We start from the raw sequence: 21126 nt of genomic DNA, 5'->3' as shown, positions 1-21126 counted from the left end.
TGACACCCTTCGCGAACGGCTCTAAGCCGGGCTGGGTATTTTTCACTCGCGCGGGTATAATGTCGCGCAATTTTGCTTTGACTCAGGCGAGAAGACCCATGTAACGCAGCCCTCCTCCCTCTCTCCACCGGGTTGGCAAAACGCCAGCTGGCGTGGCTTTCGTTGCGTATACATGTGCCGTGAGCGGCATCCCGTATTTATTCCCACGGTGGCCAAGGCCGCCGCCCAATAGAAGAACGTTGAATTATGTCAGCTGAATTTCTGAGTGAAGTCTCCAAGAGACGCACTTTTGCGATCATCTCGCACCCGGATGCGGGTAAAACCACCATCACCGAAAAGGTTCTGCTGTTCGGACATGCCATTCAGCGCGCCGGTACCGTCAAGGGCCGTGGCTCAGGCCAGCACGCCAAATCCGACTGGATGGAGATGGAGAAGCAGCGTGGTATCTCCATCACCACCTCTGTGATGCAGTTTCCCTATGCGGATTGCCTGGTCAACCTGCTCGATACCCCGGGTCACGAGGACTTCTCCGAAGATACCTACCGTACTCTGACGGCGGTCGACTGCTGCCTGATGGTCATCGATGCCGCCAAGGGTGTCGAAGATCGTACTCGCAAGCTGATGGAAGTGACCCGGCTGCGCGATACCCCCATCCTCACCTTCATGAACAAGCTGGACCGCGAAGTGCGCGATCCCATGGAAGTGATGGACGAGGTGGAACGCGAGCTGAAGATCATGTGTGCCCCCATCACCTGGCCCATCGGCTGCGGCAAATCCTTCAAGGGTGTCTATCACCTCTACAAGGACGAGACCTACCTGTATCAGACCGGTCAGGGCCATACCATCCAGGAGAAGCGGGTGGTCAAGGGCCTGCACAACCCTGATCTGGACGCCGCCATCGGCGAAGATCTGGCAGCCCAGCTGCGTGGTGAACTGGAGCTGGTGCAGGGCGCCTCTCCCGAGTTCGATCACGAGGCCTTTATCGCCGGCGACATGACCCCGGTCTTCTTCGGTACTGCGCTGGGTAACTTTGGCGTCGACCACATGCTGGACGGCCTGACCGATTGGGCCCCTGCGCCTATGCCGCGCAAGGCCGAGAGCCGTCTGGTCGAGGCGACCGAGGAGAAATTCTCCGGCTTCGTGTTCAAGATCCAGGCGAACATGGATCCGAAACACCGCGACCGTATCGCCTTCATGCGCGTGGTGTCCGGCACTTACAGCAAGGGCATGAAGATGCGCCACGTGCGGATCGGCAAGGACGTGAACATCTCAGACGCCGTCACCTTCATGGCCGGTGATCGGGAGCAGGCCATCGAGGCCGTCGCGGGCGATATCATAGGTCTGCACAACCACGGCACCATACAGATAGGCGACACCTTCACCCAGGGTGAGGATCTCAAGTTCACCGGCATCCCGAACTTTGCGCCCGAGCTGTTCCGCCGCATCCGCCTGCGCGATCCGCTCAAGCAGAAGCAGCTGCTCAAGGGGCTGGTGCAGCTCTCCGAAGAGGGCGCAGTGCAGGTGTTCCGTCCGCTCATCAGCAACGATCTCATCGTCGGCGCCGTCGGTGTGCTGCAGTTCGATGTGGTGGTTTCGCGTTTGAAGAGCGAGTACAACGTCGAAGCCCTGTACGAGGCGGTCAACGTCTCCACCGTCCGCTGGGTGGAAGGGACCGACGTCAAGAAGTTCGAGGAGTTCAAGCGCAAGAACGAGTTGAACCTGGCGCTGGATGGCGGTGACAACCTCACCTACATAGCACCGACCATGGTCAACCTGCGTCTGTCTCAGGAACGTCATCCGGACGTTCACTTCCGTCAGACTCGCGAGCATTGATAATGGCTTGCCTGCAAGATAAAAAAGACCCCGCTTCGGCGGGGTCTTTTTTGTTGGCGACTTGGGGGCCCGGTCTGAACCGGATTTATCGATTGCTAGGATGCTGAGGGGCTTCGGGTGAGCGACAGCATCATGCAGATCTCGCAGGCATCGTGGCCGGTACAGCCAAGCGGCCCTGGCAGATGTTCGAAGCCAAGGGATTCGTAGAGCGTGGTCGCCTCGCGCAGTACCTCTGTGGTTTCCAGATAGCAGCGCTGGTAACCGAGGGTGCGTGCCTCGTCCAGTGCCTGCAGCACCAGCCGTCGACCCAGCCCCAACCCGCGCAGGGAGGGCATGAAGTACATCTTCTGCAGCTCGCAGACCTGCTCCTCTTCCCCCGCCAGCGGCGCTATGCCGCCGCCGCCGAGGATGGTGCCATCAGGCCCTTCGATCACCCAGTATCGGCTCTTCTCGCCCAGATAGGTCTCGTGCAGCCGATCGAGGTCAGGGTCGGCCACCCCATAGCCCTTGTCGGCGGTGAGGCCGTATTCGGCGGAGACGGCGCGCACCACTGCGGCGATATGGGGATTGTCGGCGGCTGTGATGGGACGGATGCGGTAGCCCTGCTGACGGCGGGCGCGGGAGAGGGCGCTGCGCTAGAGACGCAGGCCGGCCCATAGTTGCTCACGTTCGCTCAGGGTGAGCTGGGCCAGGGTCTCTTCCATGGAGCTGTCCATCTCCTGATGCAGCACCAGCAGTTGGGCCTGGCCGGCGATGGTGAGGCGCGCCTCCTTGCTGCGGCCATCGGACGGATGGGGGTGCCAGCTGATGAGCTCGCGCTCGGCGAGACGGGCCAGCGGGCGGCTGGCATTGGATTTGTCGATGCGCAGCCGCTCGGCCAGTTGCTGGTTGGTAGCAGGGCCGTTCTCCAGTTCGATCAGCAGATGCGCTTCGAGCGGGGTCAGTGCCAGCTCGCCACACTGCTGGGAGAGCATGCCGAGTTCGCGAACCAGATCGCGCGACAGGGCGCGCAGGGGACGGGGATCCATATCAGGGCTTCCTATTTGGTTGTATTTAACAACTAATATAGCCAACTAGTTGTCACTGGCAACCTTTTTATGGGGGGGGAGTGGTGGATCATGAGGCGGACAAGGAGAGGCCGGACATAAAAAAGGGCCCGAAAGGGGCCCAAACATTGGAAACCCGCGCCCGGCGGCGCGGATCCCATCCTTGGTTGGTCATGAACCGGCGTGTTTACACCAGCTCTGTCAGCATGGCGTCGGCATAAGGGGTCAGTGCCTCGCCCTTCTGCACTTTGGCGAGATAGTCCGGGTTGGCGATCAGCGGGCGGCCAATGGCGACGAGGTCGAACCGGTTGGCCTTGATGGCATCCAGGGCGGTGTCGGCGCTGTAGTTGCCAACCCCGACCAGATGGCCGTCGTAGTGGGCGCGCAGATAGTCGGAGGCGTGGCCATCCAGATAGTCGAAGGTGAGGCTGTCATCGAAGATGCCCAGATGCACATAGGCCAGGGCGCGCTGGTTCAGCTCGGCCAGCAGATAATCGAACACGGCGCGATCCCGCTTGTCACCTTCCAGATGCACATAGGCACCGGGGGAGAGGCGTAGTCCCACTCGATCTGCCCCGATGCGGGCGTTGACCGCATCCACCACTTCCAGTGCGAAGCGGCTCATGTTTTCCGGGCTGCCGCCGTACTGATCGGTACGCAGGTTGCTCGAATGGTGCAGGAACTGGTCGATGAGGTAGCCGTTGGCACCATGGATCTCCACCCCGTCAAAACCTGCTTCAATAGCGTTGGCAGCGGCCTGGGCGTAATCCTCTGCCAGCTGGCCTATCTCGGCCACTGTCAGGGGACGGGGCACCTGATACTCCAGCTCGCGCATGCGTGGCACAGTCCCCTCATGGGCGACGGCAGACGGTGCCAGCACTTCGCCATGATGGAAGAAGGGGTGGGAGAGACGACCCACGTGCCACAGTTGGGCGAAGATTTTGCCGCCATTGGCGTGTACGGCACTGGTGACTTTTTTCCAGCCTTCGATCTGCTCCGGGCTGTAGAGTCCGGGGGTATTGGGATAGCCCTGGCCATCCGGGCGAATGATGGTGGCTTCGGAGATGATGAGGCCGATATCGGCACGACGGGCGTAATAGGCGGCCATCTGTTCGGTGGGCACCAGGCCCGGGCCGGCCATGCAACGGGTGAGCGGTGCCATCATGAAGCGATTCGCGAGGGTGAGGGTGTCGTTGAGGCGATAAGGCTGAAACAGGGTATTCATGATCATCTGTCCTGAGGGAGTGATTCTTGAATGTGCATTCAAGACGTTTTTTGTTTTGTGTGCAAGTCTTTTTTGAACGAGCATTCAACATGGGTTGGTCTTGCCTGCCCGCTGGGGTAAACTTGCCGCCCTTTTTGTTCCCCCTCATCGGCTCTGCGCCGGTGATCGCTTTTTCAACGGAGAAACCATGCGCAGCGCCGAGTTCAACCGGGACGACGTCTTGCGAAATGCCATGGAGGCATTTCGGGCCAAGGGTTACGCCAAGACCACCATGCAGGAGCTGGTGGCGGCGACCGGGTTGCATCCGGGCAGCCTCTACGCGGCGTTTGGCAATAAACGCGGCCTGCTGCTGGCGGCGGTCGATCACTATGTGCAGGAAAAAAGCGCGCTGCGCCGAGGCTTCTTTGCCGGCCAGAGTCCGCTGGCGGGGGTGCAGGCCTACCTCAGCCAGATAGTGAACGATGCCCTGTGCGGCACCTGTCTGGTGACGCGTACCCTGATGGAGCTGGCGGAGCAGGACGAAGAGCTGCACCTGCGGCTCAAGGCCATCTATGCCGAGCTGGACGCCGATCTGGCGCAGATCCTGAGTCTCGCCCAGCAGCGCGGCGAGCTGATGGCCGACCGCGACATCCCGACTCTGACCGCCTTCCTGCTGATCAACATCCAGGGCCTGGTCACCTTCGCCCAGTGTCGCCCCGACCGCGCCCTGCTCGATGGCGTCGTCACCCAGCTGATGACAGCCCTGCGAGCCTGAGTCGTAGGGGGATCTGATGGCCCTTCGGCCTGTCAGGCTCAGGGTCAGCAGAAAACAAAAAGCGCGCCGATTGGCGCGCTTTTTTATACCAGCAGTGGCGGCGTGGGATTAACGACCCAGCTTGGCCTTGAGCATGGCAACGATCTCTGTGATCGCCACTTCCTGCTTCTCGCCGGAGCGGCGGCACTTGTACTCCACCACGCCGTTGTCCAGACCGCGATCGCCGATGACGATGGCGTGCGGCACACCCAGCAGCTCCATATCGGCGAACATCACGCCCGGGCGCTCTTTACGGTCGTCGAACAGCACGTCCACACCAGCCGCTTTCAGCTCGGCGTAGAACTGCTGTGCCTGTTCGGCCACTCGCTCGGATTTGTGCATGTTCATCGGCACGATGGCCACTTCGAACGGAGCGATGGCGTCTGGCCAGATGATGCCGTACTGGTCGTTGTTCTGCTCGATGGCAGCCGCCACCAGACGGGAAACCCCGATACCGTAGCAACCCATCTCCATGGTGACGGACTTGCCGCCCTCGTTCAGCACGCTCGCCTTCATGGCTTCGGAGTACTTGGTACCCAGCTGGAAGATGTGGCCCACTTCGATGCCGCGCTTGAGCAGCAGCTTGCCCTGGCCGCACGGGCTCGGGTCGCCTTCCACCACGTTGCGCAGGTCGGCAACTTCATAGGTAGCGATGTCGCGATCCCAGTTTGCACCGGTCAGGTGGAAGCCGGTCTCGTTGGCGCCGCAGACGAAGTCCGCCAGATGGGCAGCGCTGCGATCGACGATGATGCGACCGGCAAAGCCGACCGGACCGATGGAGCCCGCATCGCAACCGGCGGCAGCCTTGATCTGCTCGTCGTTGGCGAAGGTCAGCGGATTGGCAACACCCGGGAGCTTCTCGGCCTTGATCTCGTTCAGCTCGTGATCGCCACGCAGTACCAGGGCGATGACGGCCTGCTTGCCGTGCTCATCCGCTTCGGCCAGTACCAACAGGGTCTTGGCGATGGCGGTCGGTGCCACGCTCAGGAAAGCAGCGACGTCGTCGATGGTGTGGACGTTTGGAGTGGCAACCTTGGTCAGGGCGGCGGTGGCAGCAGGACGCTCGCCAGCCGGCGCCAGCGCTTCGGCCATCTCTATGTTGGCGGCGTAATCTGAGGTATCGGAGAAGGCAATCAAGTCTTCACCGCTCTCGGCCAGTACCTGGAATTCGTGGGAGCCGGTGCCGCCGATGGAGCCGGTATCGGCCTGTACAGGACGGAAGTTCAGCCCCATGCGGGTAAAGGCGGCGCAGTAGGCGGCGTGCATCCGCTCGTAGGTCTCGATCAGCGAGGCCTTGTCGATGTGGAAGGAGTAGGCGTCCTTCATCAGGAACTCGCGACCGCGCATCACGCCGAAACGAGGACGCACTTCATCGCGGAACTTGGTCTGGATCTGGTAGAGGTTGAGCGGCAGCTGCTTGTAGCTGTTCACTTCGTAACGGACCAGGGAGGTGATCACCTCTTCGTGGGTCGGACCCAGCACGAAGGGGCGGTTGTGGCGGTCGGTCAGGCGGCACAGCTCGGGGCCGTAGTCGTCCCAACGGCCTGACTCCTGCCACAGCTCGGCGGGTTGTACCACCGGCATGGAGACTTCGATGGCGCCAGCATTGTTCATCTCTTCGCGAACAATGTTCTCGATCTTTTTCAGTACCCGCAGGCCGGACGGCAGCCAGGCATACATGCCGGAGGCCAGTTTGCGGATCATGCCGGCGCGCAGCATCAGCTGATGACTGACGACTTCGGCGTCGGACGGGGTTTCCTTGAGAGTGGAAAGCAGGTATTGGCTGGTACGCATCGCTCGTGACCTTAGATAAGACGGGCCGCGGGGCCCTGGATAAATTCAAGAGCGGAATTTTAACAGGGAGGGCCCTGTGGCCCAAGGGCTAAATTTAGCGCAGCGGGAGAAAGCGGGGGCGGGGCCCCCGCCCGTGTCAGACCCGAAATTGCGACAGCAGTCGCTGTTGCAGCAGGCTGGCCTGATGGAGGGAGGAGGCGAGCTGCAGGCACTCCTGCGCCTCCTGCTCCCCTGTCTGGGCCTGCAGGCTGATGCCGGAGACCTTGTCCGAGGTGTGGCTCAGAGTGCGGGAGAGCTGACCTGTGGCATCCGCCACCTGCTGCACCATGTCGGCCAGATGGTCGATGGCCTCCTCCACCTTGAACAGGATCTGCTTGGTGTTGTCGGAGTCTTCCATCCCCGATTCCACGGTTTTCAGGTTGCGTTGCATCATCAGATAAGCCTTCTCGGTCTGCTGCTGAATGCTGTTAATCACCTCGGTTATCTCGGCGCTGGAAGCGGCGGTGCGGTTGGCCAGGGTACGTACCTCGTCCGCCACTACGGCAAAGCCCCGGCCCATTTCGCCGGCCCGGGCTGCCTCGATGGCGGCGTTGAGGGCCAGCAGGTTGGTCTGCTCCGAGATACTGCTGATGGTGGAGATGATCTGGCCAATCTGGCTGGCCTGCTCCTTGAGGGCGTTGATGGCATTGGCACATTCCCCCACTTCCACCACCACTCGCTGCATGCCTGCGCTGGCAGAGGCCACATACTGACTGCTCTCTGTTGTCAGCTGACGGACCTGATTGGCGTTTTGCGCGGCCAGACTGCAGTTATCCGAGATGGAGGTGGCGACCTGTACCATCTGCTCGCTGTCGTGGTGCAACGCCTGGGCGTGTTCGGCGGTCTGACGACTGCTCTGGCTGATGGCCTCGACCCGGTTGACCGAGGTGTGCACGTGGTCGCTGATGTGCTGATTGTTGTCCATGGTGGAGCTGATCATTTTTTGCAGCTTTTCGATGAAGCGATCCACGCTGCCCGCCAGCGAACCTAGCTCGTCGTCCCGCTTGAGGTTGATGCGCGCGTTGAGATCCCCGTCGCCCGCGGCTATGTCCTGCATGCGTTTGTCAACTTGCAGCAGGGGGTTGACTATGGTGCGTACCAGCCAGAAGCCACACAGAGTGACAATCAGCAGGCTCAGCACCAGACCGCCCAGGATCAGGTTTTTGGTATAGCCGATGATGGTATTGAGCTGGTTTACCTGATCCTCGACTGTCGCATCGCCCTGGGCCTCGACCTCGACCAGCGCCTGCTTGAGTTGTTCGGCACTGCTCTCGTAAAGAGCCAGCTGACGCTGGTAATCAGTCAGGGCCGCGATCCACTCACTTGTCAGCCGCGTGCTGTCGGCCAGCAGGGCGCGATACTGAGTGGAAAGCGACTGGCCGGCAAACTCCCCTTCACCGGGCACATCGAACAGGCCGGTCGCCAGCATGCCGTCCACCGCTTCCTGATAGAAGCGGTTTGCCTCCGCCAGTTCGGTCTGGATGGCGGGGGTGGGGCCTTCACTCTGCATCTTCTCCAGGGCATAGAGCTGACGTAGGAAACCAATGTTGGCCTCCATGCCGCCGTCAGCCGCCTGCCAGCGAGTGGAGAGGCCGCCGTTCCAGCTGATGGCCTGATCAGGTGACTGGGTGAGGCTCTCGACGGCGCCATCACCGATCACCTCCAGCTGGGTTGAGAGGCGTGACATGCGCTCCGAACTGGCGCGCAGTGCTTGATCGATACCGGTAAAGGTGCGGTAAAGCGTCAGCAGTTTTTCCTGCTGTTGCTGATACGTCTGCTCATGCTGGTTCATGGTACTGATGGCCGTCGTATCGATGAGCTTGCCTTCCTCAACCCGCTGCAGGGCGTCAGTGGCTGCCTGTTTGGCTCGCTGCAGCTCAGGCTCGTCGAGGGGCATGCCTCTTAGCATTTTCTGGATATACAGAGACTGGTTGCCCAGCTCGATGGATCCCTCCATGGCGCCATCGGCGGTTTGCCAGGCGGCGCCCAATACATAGGAGAGCAAGTCGGCCAGCCGCTGGCTGCCATACCAGCCGATCGCTCCCATGCCCAGTGTGCAACCGAGCAGGATAGTCAGCCCAAGATTCGATGTAGTGACAATTTTCATGATGCAGGACCTTCCCTGGTTCCGAACAAACCCAATTCAGTGTTCTATCAATGGCCAAGATTCGCCATTCCCGGTGGAAAATAAAGTTACTGCCCAGATCCGATCCAAGCATGGCTCCGAAAGCGCCAGAATGCCGAGAATCCTCTGTCATCCGTTACCGCCCTATGCTGGATACTTATCCAGTTATTCTTTATGCTATGACCCAATTTACAGATAGATGGTTTGGCGAGGAGAGAGCCGTGATTGGTCGCTTGAGAGGCGTAGTCATTGAGAAACAACCCCCCGAGGTGCTGCTGGAAGTCGGGGGCCTGGGTTATGAAGTACAGATGCCCATGAGCTGCTTCTATGATCTGCCCGAGATCGGCAAGGAAGTGACCATCCACACTCACTTCGTGGTGCGTGAAGATGCCCAGCTGCTGTATGGCTTCAATCACAAGCAGGAGCGGGCGCTGTTTCGCGAGCTGATCAAAACCAATGGCGTCGGCCCCAAGCTGGCGCTGGCCATTCTCTCCGGCATGACAGCCACCCAGTTTGTGCTGAGTGTCGAGCGTGAGGAGATAAGCTCCCTGATCAAGTTGCCAGGCGTGGGCAAGAAGACCGCCGAGCGGCTGGTGGTAGAGATGAAGGACAGGCTCAAGGGCTGGGTCAGCCACGATCTCTTCTCGCCGGCCGAGATCAGCCTGCCAGCCAGGGAGAGCGTCCTGCGTGCTCCGGATTCGAGCGAAGAGGCGGCCAGTGCACTGGTGGCGCTTGGCTACAAGCCGCAGCAGGCCAGCCAGATCGTCAGCAAGATAGCCAAAGAGGGAATGTCGGTTGAAGATATCATCCGTGAATCCCTGCGTAGTCTGGTGTGAGGTAGGCAATGATTGAAGCGGACCGTCTCATTTCCGCCACTGGCGTGCGTGAGGATGAGATCATCGATAGGGCCATCCGGCCAAAGATGCTGGCCGATTACACAGGTCAGGATCCCGTCTGCGAGCAGATGGAGATCTTCATCGAGGCGGCCCGCCAGCGTGGTGAGGCACTCGATCATCTGCTTATCTTCGGCCCGCCGGGTCTGGGCAAGACAACGCTTGCGAACATAGTCGCCAACGAGATGGGGGTCAACATCAAGACCACCTCGGGCCCTGTGCTGGAGAAAGCCGGTGATCTGGCGGCCCTGCTCACCAACCTCGAACCGAACGACGTCTTGTTCATCGATGAAATTCATCGTCTCAGCCCAGTGGTGGAGGAGGTGCTCTATCCGGCGATGGAGGATTACCAGCTTGACATCATGATAGGGGAGGGCCCTGCCGCTCGCTCCATCAAGCTCGACTTGCCACCCTTTACCCTGATCGGGGCCACCACCCGGGCCGGTTCCCTGACCAGCCCGCTGCGGGATCGTTTCGGCATCGTCCAGCGGCTGGAGTTTTACAACGTCAAGGATCTGACCGATATCGTCTCTCGCAGTGCTCGCTGTCTGGGACTGGAGATGACAGGTGACGGGGCCCTGGAGTTGGCCCGTCGCTCTCGCGGTACGCCGCGTATTGCTAACCGCTTGTTGCGCCGGGTGCGCGACTTTGCCCAGGTCAAGTCTGATGGCCGGATAGATGGACCCATAGCGGCCCGTGCCATGGACATGCTGGACGTGGACAATGAAGGTTTCGACTTCATGGACCGCAAGCTATTGTTGGCTGTCATAGACAAGTTTATGGGGGGCCCTGTGGGTCTCGATAACCTGGCGGCTGCCATAGGTGAAGAAAAAGATACTATCGAGGATGTACTGGAACCTTATTTGATCCAGCAGGGCTACCTGCAACGTACACCCAGAGGGCGGATGGCGACACCAAGAGCTTATGCACATTTTGGCCTGCAACGGCCAGATGAAAGGTGAAAACAGCTGTTTGAACAAAAAACCGCCATCAAGGGCGGTTTTTTGTTATCCGGACATAAAAAAGCCCACGGCACAGGCGGTGGGCAAAGACAATTCAGGATGGATGTTCACAGACAGTGAGTGCGTCTGGACACAGACCGGAAAAAACAGAGGAGCCGTCGCGAGGCCTCAGAGTCGGTTCATTTGATAGAGCTGAACGAACGAAAGCTTGTAGTAACGGATGGTTTTAGCAACAAACTTTTTCATCTTAAATTCCAATAGACAGGTTCGACATGTTCATCGAATACGTGCCGGGAACCCGGATTGACCGGCCTGTATCCAAGGGGATGCCCTCACTGCGAGGCGCATTGTAGGGGCTCTGTCTGACTCGGACAAACAAGAAAAATTGAGCATGTCAGATTAGATTAACTAATCATTTATCTGGTCTGTTCAATTAGCATGAAAATGCGTTTTTACTGGTTTTAAATTGAGTTGGTTGGCAGCGCTGGCAGGCGGGGGAAACATAATGAAATTCACGTTGGAAGTCATTTTTTAACAGAACTGCCACTTATTGATCGAGATAATAAAGTTGATTTAAATCAATGATTTGTGATTTTCAGTTTTTTGTGACACAGCTCTCCAAATTAAATGGAATTGAGCGTGAAAATGCCTTTAAAAGGCATGTATTCATGGTGGTTTTACATTGATTTCAATCAAATAAAGGTGATATAAAACACCGGTCATTATGGGCAGGAATAAAGCAAGCTAGATTGTTTTACAATTGTTAAACATTAGCTTTTTTTGTTCCTCGATATTGCCTTGTTGTTAATGCTGGTAGCAGTCGAAACCGGTCGTCAGTGCAAACTGGAACATGACCGATCATTCGGGGACTTCCAACGGAAGCTTTGTCCTTAAAACTTAAAATAGCCGTGCCAATAATCGGTGAGGAAACATCATGATTGCTGAGCATGTGGTAGACCTATCGCGGTTCCAATTTGCTGCGACGGCCCTTTATCACTTCCTGTTTGTGCCCCTGACGCTCGGAATGGCCTTCATTCTGGCGATCATGGAATCTGTCTATGTGATGACCAACAACACTGTCTACCGGGACATGACCAAGTTCTGGGGCAAGTTGTTTGGTATTAACTTCGCCCTCGGGGTTACCACAGGGCTGACCATGGAGTTTCAGTTCGGTACCAACTGGGCCTACTACTCCCACTATGTCGGCGATATCTTCGGGGCCCCGCTGGCCATCGAAGGGCTGATGGCGTTCTTCCTGGAGTCCACCTTTGTCGGTATGTTCTTCTTTGGTTGGGACCGCCTGACCAAGCGTCAGCATCTGGCTGCAACTTGGTTGATGGCGCTGGGAACCAACCTTTCCGCCCTCTGGATCCTGGTTGCCAACGGCTGGATGCAGAATCCGGTCGGTGCCGAGTTCAACTTCGAGTCCATGCGGATGGAGATGGTGAGCTTCGCCGAGCTGGTCTTCAACCCGGTCGCTCAGGTCAAGTTCGTCCATACGGTCGCGGCTGGCTACACCACGGGCGCCATGTTCGTGCTGGGCATCTCTTCTTACTACCTGCTGAAGAATCGTGATGTGGCCTTCGCCCGTCGCTCCTTCGCCATCGCAGCTGCCTTCGGTATGGCCTCCATCCTCTCTGTGCTGATCCTGGGTGACGAGTCCGGCTACGAGACAGGTGAAGTGCAGAAGGTGAAGCTGGCGGCCATCGAAGCCGAGTGGGACACAGAACCTGCACCGGCTGCATTTACCCTGTTCGGCATTCCGAATCAGGAAGAGATGCGTACCGATTACGCCATCAAGATCCCCTATGCGCTCGGCATCATTGCTACCCGCTCTCTGGACGGCCAGGTGACCGGCCTCAAGGATCTGAAGAGCGAGCATGAGCTGCGTGTGCGTAACGGCATGAACGCTTACGATCTGCTGACCAAGCTGCAATCCGGCGACAAGTCCGAAGATACCCTGGCACGCTTCGATGAAGTGAAACAGGATCTCGGCTACGGTCTGCTGCTCAAGCGTTACACCAGCAATGTGACAGACGCGACCGACGAACAGATCAAGGCCGCCGTGGATGACTCCATCCCGCAGGTTCTGCCGCTGTTCTTCGCTTTCCGCATCATGGTTGCCTGCGGCATGCTGATGCTGGTACTGATCGGTCTGGCCTTTTATGACAGTGCTCGTCACCGTATCGGTGAGCGCAAGTGGCTGCTGAAAGCCCTGCTGTGGGGTATCCCGCTGCCCTGGATCGCCATCGAGGCGGGCTGGTTTGTCGCCGAGTATGGCCGTCAACCCTGGACCATAGCCGAAGTGCTGCCGACCTCGCTCTCTGCATCCAACGTGCCTGCGTCCGAGATCTGGTTCTCCCTGATCGGGATCTTCCTGTTCTATACCGTACTGCTGATCATCGAGATGTACCTGATGTTCAAGTATGCGCGTCTGGGCCCAAGCAGCCTGAAGACGGGCAAGTACCACTTCGAACAGAGCAAGGTATAAGGAGAGTAACCCATGTTTGATTACGAAATGTTGCGTCTGGTCTGGTGGGTACTGGTTGGCGTCTTGCTGATCGGCTTCGCCATCACCGACGGTTTCGATATGGGGGTGGGCGCACTGCTCCCCTTCGTCGGCAAGAAGGATGTGGAGCGTCGGGTGATGCTCAACACCATGGGCCCGCACTGGGAAGGCAACCAGGTATGGCTGGTCACGGCGGGCGGTGCCCTGTTCGCGGCCTGGCCCATGGTCTATGCGGCGGCCTTCTCGGGCTTTTACATCGCCATGATCCTGACCCTGATGGCGCTCTTCTTCCGTCCGGTCGGTTTCAAGTATCGTTCCCTGCGTGAAGACGCCAAGTGGCGCAGCAACTGGGACTGGGCGCTGTTTATTGGCAGCGCTGTACCCCCCATAGTGTTCGGGGTGGCCTTTGGCAACTTGCTGCAGGGCGTGCCGTTCGAATTCAACCAGTTCATGATGCTGACCTATCACGGCAACTTCTTCGGCCTGCTCAATCCGTTCGGCATTCTGGCCGGTCTGGTGAGCCTGTTCATGCTGGTCACTCAGGGTGCGACCTGGCTGATGATGAAGACCGATGGTGAGGTGCTGGCGCGTTCCCGCACTGCCGCCATGATCTGCTCCCTGCTGACCCTGGTGCTGTTCGGCTTGGCTGGCTGGTGGGTGAGTGGCATGGACGGCTACGTGGTCGTCAAGGCGGCTGCGACCGATGCGGTCTCCAATCCCATGAACAAGGAAGTGGTGCGCCAGGCCGGTGCCTGGATGAACAACTACGCCCTCTATCCCTGGATGATAGCCGCGCCGTTACTGGGCCTCTCCATGAGCCTGCTCACTGCGCTGTTTGCCAAGCTGAATAAAGGCTGGGTGGCGTTTACCTGTTCTTCATTGGCGGTTGCCGGCGTGATCCTGACCGCAGGCTTCTCCATGTTCCCGTTCGTGATGCCCTCGAGCCTCGAGCCGTCACTGAGCCTGACCATGTGGGATGCCACCGCATCGTTCAACACCCTGAAGGTGATGACGGTGGCGGCAGCTATCTTGGTACCGATTGTGCTGGCTTATACCATCTGGACCTACGTCAAGATGTTTGGTCGGGTGACCAGCAAGCACATCGAAGACAACCAACAATCGCTCTACTAAGAAGGTGCCCTGATATGTGGTATTTCACCTGGATCCTGGGTCTGTTGCTGGCGTGTTCATTTGGCATCATCAATGCGCTCTGGCTGGAACACAGCGAGAACATGGATCGTCAGATCGATGAAGACAAGTGATCGGCTCGCCCGGTTGGCCGCTCCTCTGGAGCGCCAACCCTGGCAGGGGTTGATGTTGGTAGCGGCGGCCCTGTTGGCCGTCGCTATTTTACAGGCCCCAAACCTGGTGGCCGCCAACACCAGTGAGCATGGGCTGTTGCTCGCTCCCTGGCTGATGTGGGCGGTCTGTTGCGGCGTCATGCACGGGCTGGGATTCCATCCCCGCAGCCTCATTGGCCGAGTGTTGTTTTGCCCCTGGCTCGCCTTGCCCAGTTTGTTGTATGGGCTCTGGTTGACCCAAGGCTATTTCCTTTCATAAAAAACGGGGGGAGGCAGGATTTCCCTGTCTCCCCCTGCTTCTTTCCTATTCAGCCCTGCGCTATGATAGCCCCCCATCTGACTGTCGAATGGATCACAGATTTTTATGGGGGAAGTCTCTGAGTTTCCGGTACGTGTCTACTACGAAGACACAGATGCCGGGGGCATCGTCTACAACGCCAATTATCTCAAGTTTATGGAACGTGCTCGCACCGAGTTTCTGCGCAGCGGCGGCATCGAACAGGATGTCTTGCTGCAAGCCGGATTCGCGTTTGTGGTGAGTCGAACAGAGATCGATTTCCGCTCGGCGGCCCGTTTTAATGAATTGTTGACCGTAATAACGCAAGTGACTGAAGTGAAACGTGCATCCATGCGCTTCTCACAGCAGATCCTGGCGGCTGATGGACGACTGATCACCCAGGCCATGGTACAGATAGCTTGTGTCAGTCATCCGCATATGAAACCTGTTGCAATACCAGAAAATGTGAAGGGAGTGCTGTTAAGTGCACGCTGAAATTTCGTTTATTGGCCTGTTTTGGCAAGCCAGCCTGTTGGTAAAACTGGTCATGATGACCCTGATGGGGATGTCGGTTGTCTCCTGGGCGCTGATCTTTCAACGCTCCAAGGTCATCAAGGCGGCCAATCTGGCATCCGAGCAGTTTGAAGACCGCTTCTGGTCCGGGGTCGATCTCAACCGCCTCTATCAGGAGTCTTCCTCCCGCCGCGATGATATCGAAGGCATGGAAGATATCTTCTATTCCGGCTTCAAGGAGTATGCTCGCCTGCTCAAGGCGGGTGCCCGTGGCCAAGATGCGGTGATGGACGGTACCTATCGTGCCATGCGGGTATCGCTTTCCCGCGCGGTGGACGAGCTGGAATCCAACCTGCCAGTGCTGGCAACCGTCGGCTCCATCAGCCCCTATATCGGCCTGTTTGGTACCGTATGGGGCATCATGAACGCCTTTATCGCCCTGGGCCAGGTGCAGCAGGCTACTTTGCAGATGGTGGCTCCGGGTATCGCGGAAGCGCTGATCGCGACCGCCATGGGCCTGTTTGCCGCCATTCCTGCGGTTATTTTCTATAACCGGTTTACCAACAAGGTAGAGAAGCTGGAGAACGCCTACGCCAACTTCATGGACGAGTTCACCACCATACTGAACCGTCAAATTGCACAGCAGCAGGGTGATCAGTAATGCAAACCTATCAGCGGATCCGGCGCAAGAAGGTGTGCGAGATCAACGTGGTTCCCTATATCGACGTCATGCTGGTGCTGCTTATCATCTTCATGGCGGTGACGCCGGTGATCACGCAAGGTGTCAAGGTTGACCTGCCGCAGGCAGAATCCGAGCAGTTGCCGGAAGATGCCAAGCCCCCCTTCATTGTCAGCGTCAATACCGAAGGCGAGTACGTCATCAAGGCCGGTGAGGCCGACGATGAGCCGGTGCCTGCCGGGACGCCCGAGGCGATGCAGCAATACATCACCGAAAAGGCCATGGGCTATCTGGCCATCAACCAGAACGCCCCCGTCGTGGTGGCGGGTGACAAGTCCGTGCGCTACGAAGAGGTGATACTGCTGATGGTGGCCCTCAAGAATGCGGGCGTGCCTCAGGTTGGCCTGATGACAGATCCGGTGAATTGACGGAGATGGATGTGAAGCGTGGTATTTCCGGTTATCTCATCGCGTCGCTGCTGCTGCACCTTATCGTCGGCATCATTTTGCTGGTCGGGGTCGACTTCAGCAAACCGAAGCGGCCAGAGTCGAAGGGGCAGATTGTCAATGCCGTCATGCTCGACGAGAACTTCCTCAATGAGCAGGCCAAGCAGATCCAGCAGCAGAAGTCTCAGCCCAAGCCCCAGAAGGTAGAGAAAGAGCAGGATAAGGAAGACACGGACCTCGCCAAGCGTGAGCTGGCCCAGCAGCAGGAGCGGCTGCGTATCGCCGAAAGCAAGCGCAAGGAAGCCGAAGAGGCGACCCGCAAGGCCGAGGCAGAGAAGCAGAAAAAAGTCGCCGAGCAGAAGCAAGCGGAAGAGAAGGCCCAAAAAGCCGAGGAAGCCCGCAAGCTGGAAGAGCAGAAAACCAAGACGGCGGAATCTGAGCGCAAGGCTGCAGAAGCCGAGAGCAAGGCGCTGGCGCTGAAGAAGAAAAAGGAACAGGAAGAGAGGAAAGAGGCCGAACAGAAGCAGGCCAAGGCGGAGGCAGCCAAGAAAGCGGACGCTGACAAGAAGGCCAAGCAGGAGGCCGAGAAGAAAGCCAAGGCCCAAGCGGACAAGAAAGCCAAGGCAGAGACCGAGAAAAAGGCCAAGGCGGAAGCGGACAAAAAAGCCAAGGAGGCCAAGGAAGAAGCTGCCAAGAAGGCAAAAGCTGACGCAGAGAAGAAAGCCAAGGCCGAAGCTGACAAGCAGGCCAAGATAGCGGCCGAGCGCAAGCGTAAAGCAGCCGAGCAAGCCAAGTTGCAAAAAGAGATGGAAGACATGATGCAGCAGCAGCTGGCGGCTGAGGCCAATGCCCGCAGTCAGGCTGCATCCGCGGCAGCGCAAGGTGAAGTCGACAAATATGCGGCTCTCATCAAGGCCACTGTTGAGCGTTATATGATTTTGGATCCCACCATGCGGGGCAAAACATGTACTATCGGTGTGCGGCTTGCCAGCACTGGCTTTGTCATATCGGTAGATAACGGCCAGGGTGACCCGGCAGTATGTCGTTCCGGCAAAGCGGCCGTATTGAAGGCCAATCAACTGCCGGTACCGAAGGATCCTGCGGCCTTCGAGATGTTGAAGGAATTCAACCTCAAGTTGGAACCGAGCATCTAGGCATGAGAAAACGGGGTCGTTTACTGTGGTTGGCAGCGTCTTGCTGAGAATGGAATGTAACCTCTCATTTTTATTGGAACCGAGTATTTAAGCCATGATAAGAAAAGTGTTTTTTGCTTTGGTTGGCTGCTTGTTGCTGAGCCAGAGTGCTCAGGCGGCCTTGGACATCGTCATCACTGGCGGTATCGACAGTGCGCGACCGATTGCCATTGCACCCTTCAAGTGGGAAGGCAATGGCCAGTTGCCGCAGGATATCGCGGAAGTGGTCTCCAACGACCTGATGCGAAGTGGCAAGTTCAAACCGCTGGCCCGTGGCCAGATGCCGCAAACCCCTAGCTCCAGTGGCGAGATCAACTTCGCACCCTGGGCGTCCCAGGGGGTTGAGGCAGTCGTGGTCGGTTCCATTGCTGCCGTCGGCGACGGTACTTACAAGATCAACTTCGAGCTGGTCGACGTACTGAAGGGCCAGCTGGCCAAGACTCAGGGCGGGGAGAGCAACGGTTACATTCTGGACAGCCGGATGGCGACCATACCGGGTGCCCAGATGCGCCAATTTGCTCACCGTATCTCCGACATCGTCTATGAGCGTTTGACGGGCGAACGTGGTGCCTTCCTGACCCGGATTGCCTATGTCTCGATCGAGCAGGGGGCCCAGTTCCCGTATCAGCTGCGTATCTCCGATTACGACGGCTACAACGAGAAGACGCTGCTGCGCTCCCGCGAGCCGCTGATGTCACCGGCCTGGTCGCCGGACGGCAGCAAGCTGGCTTACGTGAGTTTCGAGAACCAGAAGTCTGAAATCTATGTGCAGGACATCTACAACCAGCAGCGTAGCCTGATCTCCAGTTTCCGCGGTATCAACGGGGCGCCAAAGTGGTCTCCAGATGGTCGTCGATTGGCTATTGTACTGTCCAAAGATGGTCAGCCTGATATCTATGTCATTGATGTTGCAAGCAAGCAGCTGACAAGGGTGACAAATACCCGGGTGATCGATACTGAACCGGCTTGGATGCCTGACGGGCAAACTTTGATTTTCACCTCTGAACGTGGTGGCAAACCCCAGATTTATAGCGTAAATTTGGCGACTGGCGTCACTCGCCGGATGACCTGGGAAGGAGAATCCAACCAGGGTGCCTCTGTCACGCCGGACGGCAAGTCCATGGTGATGGTGACCCGGGTTCAGGGACAATATCGCATCGCTCGTCAAGATATGGAAAGCGGAGCAATGTTGGTATTGACCCAGAGTGCTCTGGATGAGTCGCCAAGTGTGGCTCCCAATGGCAGCATGATCATTTATGCCACCATCTATCAAGGTCGCAAGAGCCTGGCGTTGGTATCGACCGATGGTCGTTTCAAGGCGGTCCTTCCGACCAGTAGCGGTGAAATTCGTGCACCAGCTTGGTCGCCCTTCTTGAATTGATAAAAATTCGATTGTTTTTTGTTTTGTTATAAAGGTTTAAGGAAATAGCATGCAACTCAATAAACTGCTCAAGGGTTTGGCCATCGCACTGCCACTGTTCACCCTGGCCGCTTGTAGCTCCTCTTCTGATTCTGACGCCGCTGGCGCCGAGTCAGGTATGACCGACGGCATGGGCGGTGTACAAACCGGTGGCGCCAACGGTATGTTGTCCCCGGAAGAGCAGATGCGTCAGAAGTTTGAAGCACTGCAACGTGACAACGTGATCTACTTCCCGTTTGATGGCTATGACATTCAGGGTCAGTACGCCGACCTGCTGGATGCACACGCCAGCTACCTGCGTGAGCGTCCGTCCGTCAAGGTGTTGATCGAAGGCCACGCCGATGAGCGCGGTACTCCGGAATACAACATCGCGTTGGGCGAGCGTCGTGCCAAGGCTGTTGCCAAGTATCTGCAAACCCTGGGTGTGCAGGCTGAGCAGCTCTCCATCGTCAGCTATGGCGAAGAGAAGCCGCTGGATCTGTCTCACACCGAGGATGCCTTTGCCAAAAACCGCCGTGCGGTTCTGGTTTACTAAGGTTTGATCCGAATTTAATTCGTATATAAGCAAGCGGCCATTTCGATGGCCGTTTTATTTGCACTAAACGCTAAGGTTTATTCCGAATGAAGCTCGTGTATAAGCAAGCGACTATTGTGATGGCCGTCTTATTTGCACTGAGTGCTCAGGCGGCTGCGCCTGTGAGCGACCTCAGTGGCAATGGCGGTGGTGGCGTGGCCCTCAGCGGCAACAATGGCGCCATCATGCCCACAGGCAGCCTGGAAGACAGGGTTGCCTTGCTGGAACGCACCCTCAATGCCCGTCTGCGCCTGCAGGCCGAATTGCAGCAACAGGTGGATTCCCTGCAAGGGGAGGTCTCTGAACTGCGTGGCCAGCTGGAGCAGCAAACCTACCAGATGGAACAGTCGCAAGAGCGTCAGCGTCAGCTCTATCAAGAGCTGGACAAGGTGGCCAACAGCAAGCCTGCTGCTGCCCCCGCCACGCCTGCGGCCGGTGCGAGTGCAGCCCCTGCGGCAAACTACTCTGCCAATCTGGATGAGAACCAGGCCTACGATGCGGCCGTGAACATGGTGCTCAAGGACAAGAACTACGACAAGGCCATTCCCGCCTTCGAAGGGTTCATCAAGCAGTACCCGAGTTCGAGCTATGTGCCGAATGCCCACTACTGGCTCGGTCAACTGCTGTTCAACAAGGGGGACAGGACCGGTGCCGCGGCGCAGTTCTCCACGGTAGCGAACAAGTTCAGCAAGTCTCCCAAGCGGGCCGATGGCCTGCTGAAACTGGGTATGCTGGCACAACTCGATGGCAAGAAAGCGGAAGCCAAAACCTTCTATGAGCAGGTGATCAAGGGCTACCCCAATACCTCGCCGGCCCAATTGGCCAAGCAGAGTCTGAGCAAGTTGTAACATTGCCGTAGGTCACTGTTTTCGTAACAATCTTGTAAATACGGCCCTGCTTTGTATGCGCAGTGAACAAACAGATTTAATTTAAGAATTTTCTATTGCGCCAGGATGATAAATCCGTAATATAGGCCGCCGTCAGAGCCGGAGCAGTATTGCAGCCGGTCCTGGTCGTGGTGAGGGTCGTTAGCTCAGTCGGTAGAGCAGTTGACTTTTAATCAATTGGTCGCTGGTTCGAATCCAGCACGACCCACCATTTCTCCACTAGGTGGAGACAGAATTCCCAGGTCGTTTAGCTCAGCTGGGAGAGCACCTCCCTTACAAGGAGGGGGTCACTGGTTCGATCCCAGTAACGACCACCAGTTTTGTGAGTAGAGTTGAAACTGTTTGCCGAAGGCGAACAGTGCCAGGCAAAGGTGGGGGTCGTTAGCTCAGTTGGTAGAGCAGTTGACTCTTAATCAATTGGTCGCTGGTTCGAACCCAGCACGACCCACCAGTTTGGCAACAAGCATTCCCAGGTCGTTTAGCTCAGCTGGGAGAGCACCTCCCTTACAAGGAGGGGGTCACTGGTTCGATCCCAGTAACGACCACCAGTTTGTAAAAAATGATTTAGATGGGTAGTTAGGTCAGTCGGTAGAGCAGTTGACTTTTAATCAATTGGT

The 21126-nt window shown here is 57.7% G+C and carries 18 protein-coding genes, 4 tRNA genes and 1 pseudogene; 19 read left to right on the top strand and 4 right to left on the bottom strand.

Annotated elements, in window-relative coordinates; all coding sequences use genetic code 11:
* Nucleotides 1–243 precede the first annotated feature (243 nt).
* Nucleotides 244–1833 carry a peptide chain release factor 3 gene (prfC, locus tag AXW79_RS07045; RefSeq protein ID WP_085941416.1) on the top strand — a complete coding sequence of 530 codons (1590 nt, stop codon included), beginning with the start codon at nucleotides 244–246 and terminating at the stop codon, nucleotides 1831–1833.
* Nucleotides 1834–1928: 95 nt separating this feature from the next.
* On the opposite strand, the pseudogene AXW79_RS22110 reads toward prfC, so the two are convergent.
* A pseudogene (locus AXW79_RS22110) lies at nucleotides 1929–2861 on the bottom strand (bifunctional helix-turn-helix transcriptional regulator/GNAT family N-acetyltransferase).
* Nucleotides 2862–3066: 205 nt separating this feature from the next.
* The gene (locus AXW79_RS07030; protein ID WP_034283709.1) at nucleotides 3067–4104 is read right to left on the bottom strand and encodes an alkene reductase; all 1038 of its coding nucleotides are present in this window, start codon (nucleotides 4102–4104) and stop codon (nucleotides 3067–3069) included.
* A 187-nt stretch (nucleotides 4105–4291) separates the two neighbouring features.
* Here AXW79_RS07030 and AXW79_RS07025 point away from each other — a divergent pair, with 187 nt between their 5' ends.
* The gene (locus tag AXW79_RS07025) at nucleotides 4292–4858 is read left to right on the top strand and encodes a TetR/AcrR family transcriptional regulator (protein WP_005313321.1); all 567 of its coding nucleotides are present in this window, start codon (nucleotides 4292–4294) and stop codon (nucleotides 4856–4858) included.
* Between the two features lie 108 nt (nucleotides 4859–4966).
* Here the strand turns inward: AXW79_RS07025 and AXW79_RS07020 are convergent, their stop codons facing one another.
* Together AXW79_RS07020 and AXW79_RS07015 are read right to left on the bottom strand one after the other, a co-directional pair.
* Nucleotides 4967–6691: a proline--tRNA ligase gene (locus AXW79_RS07020; RefSeq protein ID WP_005313318.1), complete on the bottom strand. Its 1725-nt coding sequence runs from the start codon at nucleotides 6689–6691 to the stop codon at nucleotides 4967–4969.
* Nucleotides 6692–6827: 136 nt separating this feature from the next.
* The gene (locus AXW79_RS07015; protein ID WP_011898361.1) at nucleotides 6828–8837 is read right to left on the bottom strand and encodes a methyl-accepting chemotaxis protein; all 2010 of its coding nucleotides are present in this window, start codon (nucleotides 8835–8837) and stop codon (nucleotides 6828–6830) included.
* A gap of 239 nt (nucleotides 8838–9076) precedes the next feature.
* Between AXW79_RS07015 and ruvA the strand changes: the two genes are divergently transcribed.
* From ruvA to AXW79_RS06930, 17 genes are all read left to right on the top strand, one after another.
* A complete protein-coding gene (ruvA, locus tag AXW79_RS07010; RefSeq protein ID WP_005313314.1) occupies nucleotides 9077–9691 on the top strand; it encodes a Holliday junction branch migration protein RuvA in 615 nt (204 codons plus the stop codon).
* A gap of 8 nt (nucleotides 9692–9699) precedes the next feature.
* Nucleotides 9700–10710, top strand: a complete 1011-nt coding sequence (gene ruvB / locus AXW79_RS07005) for a Holliday junction branch migration DNA helicase RuvB (RefSeq protein ID WP_005313309.1) — start codon at nucleotides 9700–9702, stop codon at nucleotides 10708–10710.
* A 934-nt stretch (nucleotides 10711–11644) separates the two neighbouring features.
* A complete protein-coding gene (locus tag AXW79_RS07000) occupies nucleotides 11645–13201 on the top strand; it encodes a cytochrome ubiquinol oxidase subunit I (protein WP_005313307.1) in 1557 nt (518 codons plus the stop codon).
* Between the two features lie 12 nt (nucleotides 13202–13213).
* A complete protein-coding gene (gene cydB / locus AXW79_RS06995; protein WP_005313305.1) occupies nucleotides 13214–14350 on the top strand; it encodes a cytochrome d ubiquinol oxidase subunit II in 1137 nt (378 codons plus the stop codon).
* A gap of 14 nt (nucleotides 14351–14364) precedes the next feature.
* Nucleotides 14365–14481 (top strand): cytochrome bd-I oxidase subunit CydX, encoded by a 117-nt coding sequence (gene cydX / locus AXW79_RS06990; RefSeq protein ID WP_005313303.1) that lies wholly within the window; start codon nucleotides 14365–14367, stop codon nucleotides 14479–14481.
* Complete coding sequence (locus tag AXW79_RS06985; protein ID WP_005313299.1) at nucleotides 14468–14779, top strand: cyd operon YbgE family protein; 312 nt, start codon at nucleotides 14468–14470, stop codon at nucleotides 14777–14779. Before cydX ends, AXW79_RS06985 begins: the two co-directional genes overlap by 14 nt.
* 105 nt (nucleotides 14780–14884) lie before the next feature.
* Nucleotides 14885–15292, top strand: a complete 408-nt coding sequence (gene ybgC, locus AXW79_RS06980) for a tol-pal system-associated acyl-CoA thioesterase (RefSeq protein WP_005313296.1) — start codon at nucleotides 14885–14887, stop codon at nucleotides 15290–15292.
* On the top strand, nucleotides 15282–15971 hold the full coding sequence (gene tolQ / locus AXW79_RS06975; RefSeq protein WP_005313294.1) for a protein TolQ: 690 nt from the start codon (nucleotides 15282–15284) through the stop codon (nucleotides 15969–15971). Before ybgC ends, tolQ begins: the two co-directional genes overlap by 11 nt.
* On the top strand, nucleotides 15971–16417 hold the full coding sequence (gene tolR / locus AXW79_RS06970; protein WP_005313291.1) for a protein TolR: 447 nt from the start codon (nucleotides 15971–15973) through the stop codon (nucleotides 16415–16417). The genes tolQ and tolR overlap by 1 nt, the downstream gene beginning before the upstream one ends.
* 5 nt (nucleotides 16418–16422) lie before the next feature.
* Nucleotides 16423–17589: a cell envelope integrity protein TolA gene (gene tolA, locus AXW79_RS06965; RefSeq protein WP_005313288.1), complete on the top strand. Its 1167-nt coding sequence runs from the start codon at nucleotides 16423–16425 to the stop codon at nucleotides 17587–17589.
* Nucleotides 17590–17683: 94 nt separating this feature from the next.
* Entirely contained in the window at nucleotides 17684–19009 is a 1326-nt protein-coding gene (gene tolB, locus AXW79_RS06960) for a Tol-Pal system beta propeller repeat protein TolB (RefSeq protein ID WP_011898362.1), read from the top strand.
* Between the two features lie 49 nt (nucleotides 19010–19058).
* Nucleotides 19059–19583, top strand: coding sequence for a peptidoglycan-associated lipoprotein Pal (gene pal / locus AXW79_RS06955; protein ID WP_005313284.1), 525 nt, complete (start codon nucleotides 19059–19061; stop codon nucleotides 19581–19583).
* Between the two features lie 86 nt (nucleotides 19584–19669).
* Nucleotides 19670–20470, top strand: a complete 801-nt coding sequence (ybgF, locus tag AXW79_RS06950) for a tol-pal system protein YbgF (protein ID WP_005313281.1) — start codon at nucleotides 19670–19672, stop codon at nucleotides 20468–20470.
* A 174-nt stretch (nucleotides 20471–20644) separates the two neighbouring features.
* A tRNA-Lys gene (locus AXW79_RS06945) sits at nucleotides 20645–20720 on the top strand.
* 30 nt (nucleotides 20721–20750) lie between these two features.
* Nucleotides 20751–20826: transfer RNA gene (locus AXW79_RS06940), tRNA-Val, on the top strand.
* A 58-nt stretch (nucleotides 20827–20884) separates the two neighbouring features.
* Nucleotides 20885–20960, top strand: a tRNA-Lys gene (locus AXW79_RS06935).
* A gap of 21 nt (nucleotides 20961–20981) precedes the next feature.
* A tRNA-Val gene (locus tag AXW79_RS06930) sits at nucleotides 20982–21057 on the top strand.
* The last annotated feature ends 69 nt before the right edge of the window (nucleotides 21058–21126 follow it).

This window comes from Aeromonas salmonicida subsp. salmonicida (genome assembly GCF_001643305.1).
Taxonomy (GTDB): domain Bacteria; phylum Pseudomonadota; class Gammaproteobacteria; order Enterobacterales; family Aeromonadaceae; genus Aeromonas; species Aeromonas salmonicida.
The sequence above is the reverse complement of the archived record's forward strand: the minus strand, read 5'-3'. Positions and strand labels throughout refer to the sequence as shown.

Bases quoted from the DNA above. Each gene is read 5' to 3' on its own strand.
- AXW79_RS07030 (WP_034283709.1), bottom strand. From the start codon at position 4,104: ATGAATACCCTGTTTCAGCCTTATCGCCTCAACGACACCCTCACCCTC.
- AXW79_RS07025 (WP_005313321.1), top strand. From the start codon at position 4,292: ATGCGCAGCGCCGAGTTCAACCGGGACGACGTCTTGCGAAATGCCATG.
- AXW79_RS07020 (WP_005313318.1), bottom strand. From the start codon at position 6,691: ATGCGTACCAGCCAATACCTGCTTTCCACTCTCAAGGAAACCCCGTCC.
- AXW79_RS07015 (WP_011898361.1), bottom strand. From the start codon at position 8,837: ATGAAAATTGTCACTACATCGAATCTTGGGCTGACTATCCTGCTCGGT.
- ruvB (WP_005313309.1), top strand. From the start codon at position 9,700: ATGATTGAAGCGGACCGTCTCATTTCCGCCACTGGCGTGCGTGAGGAT.
- AXW79_RS07000 (WP_005313307.1), top strand. From the start codon at position 11,645: ATGATTGCTGAGCATGTGGTAGACCTATCGCGGTTCCAATTTGCTGCG.
- cydB (WP_005313305.1), top strand. From the start codon at position 13,214: ATGTTTGATTACGAAATGTTGCGTCTGGTCTGGTGGGTACTGGTTGGC.
- cydX (WP_005313303.1), top strand. From the start codon at position 14,365: ATGTGGTATTTCACCTGGATCCTGGGTCTGTTGCTGGCGTGTTCATTT.
- AXW79_RS06985 (WP_005313299.1), top strand. From the start codon at position 14,468: ATGAAGACAAGTGATCGGCTCGCCCGGTTGGCCGCTCCTCTGGAGCGC.
- ybgC (WP_005313296.1), top strand. From the start codon at position 14,885: ATGGGGGAAGTCTCTGAGTTTCCGGTACGTGTCTACTACGAAGACACA.
- tolR (WP_005313291.1), top strand. From the start codon at position 15,971: ATGCAAACCTATCAGCGGATCCGGCGCAAGAAGGTGTGCGAGATCAAC.
- tolA (WP_005313288.1), top strand. From the start codon at position 16,423: ATGGATGTGAAGCGTGGTATTTCCGGTTATCTCATCGCGTCGCTGCTG.
- tolB (WP_011898362.1), top strand. From the start codon at position 17,684: ATGATAAGAAAAGTGTTTTTTGCTTTGGTTGGCTGCTTGTTGCTGAGC.
- pal (WP_005313284.1), top strand. From the start codon at position 19,059: ATGCAACTCAATAAACTGCTCAAGGGTTTGGCCATCGCACTGCCACTG.
- ybgF (WP_005313281.1), top strand. From the start codon at position 19,670: ATGAAGCTCGTGTATAAGCAAGCGACTATTGTGATGGCCGTCTTATTT.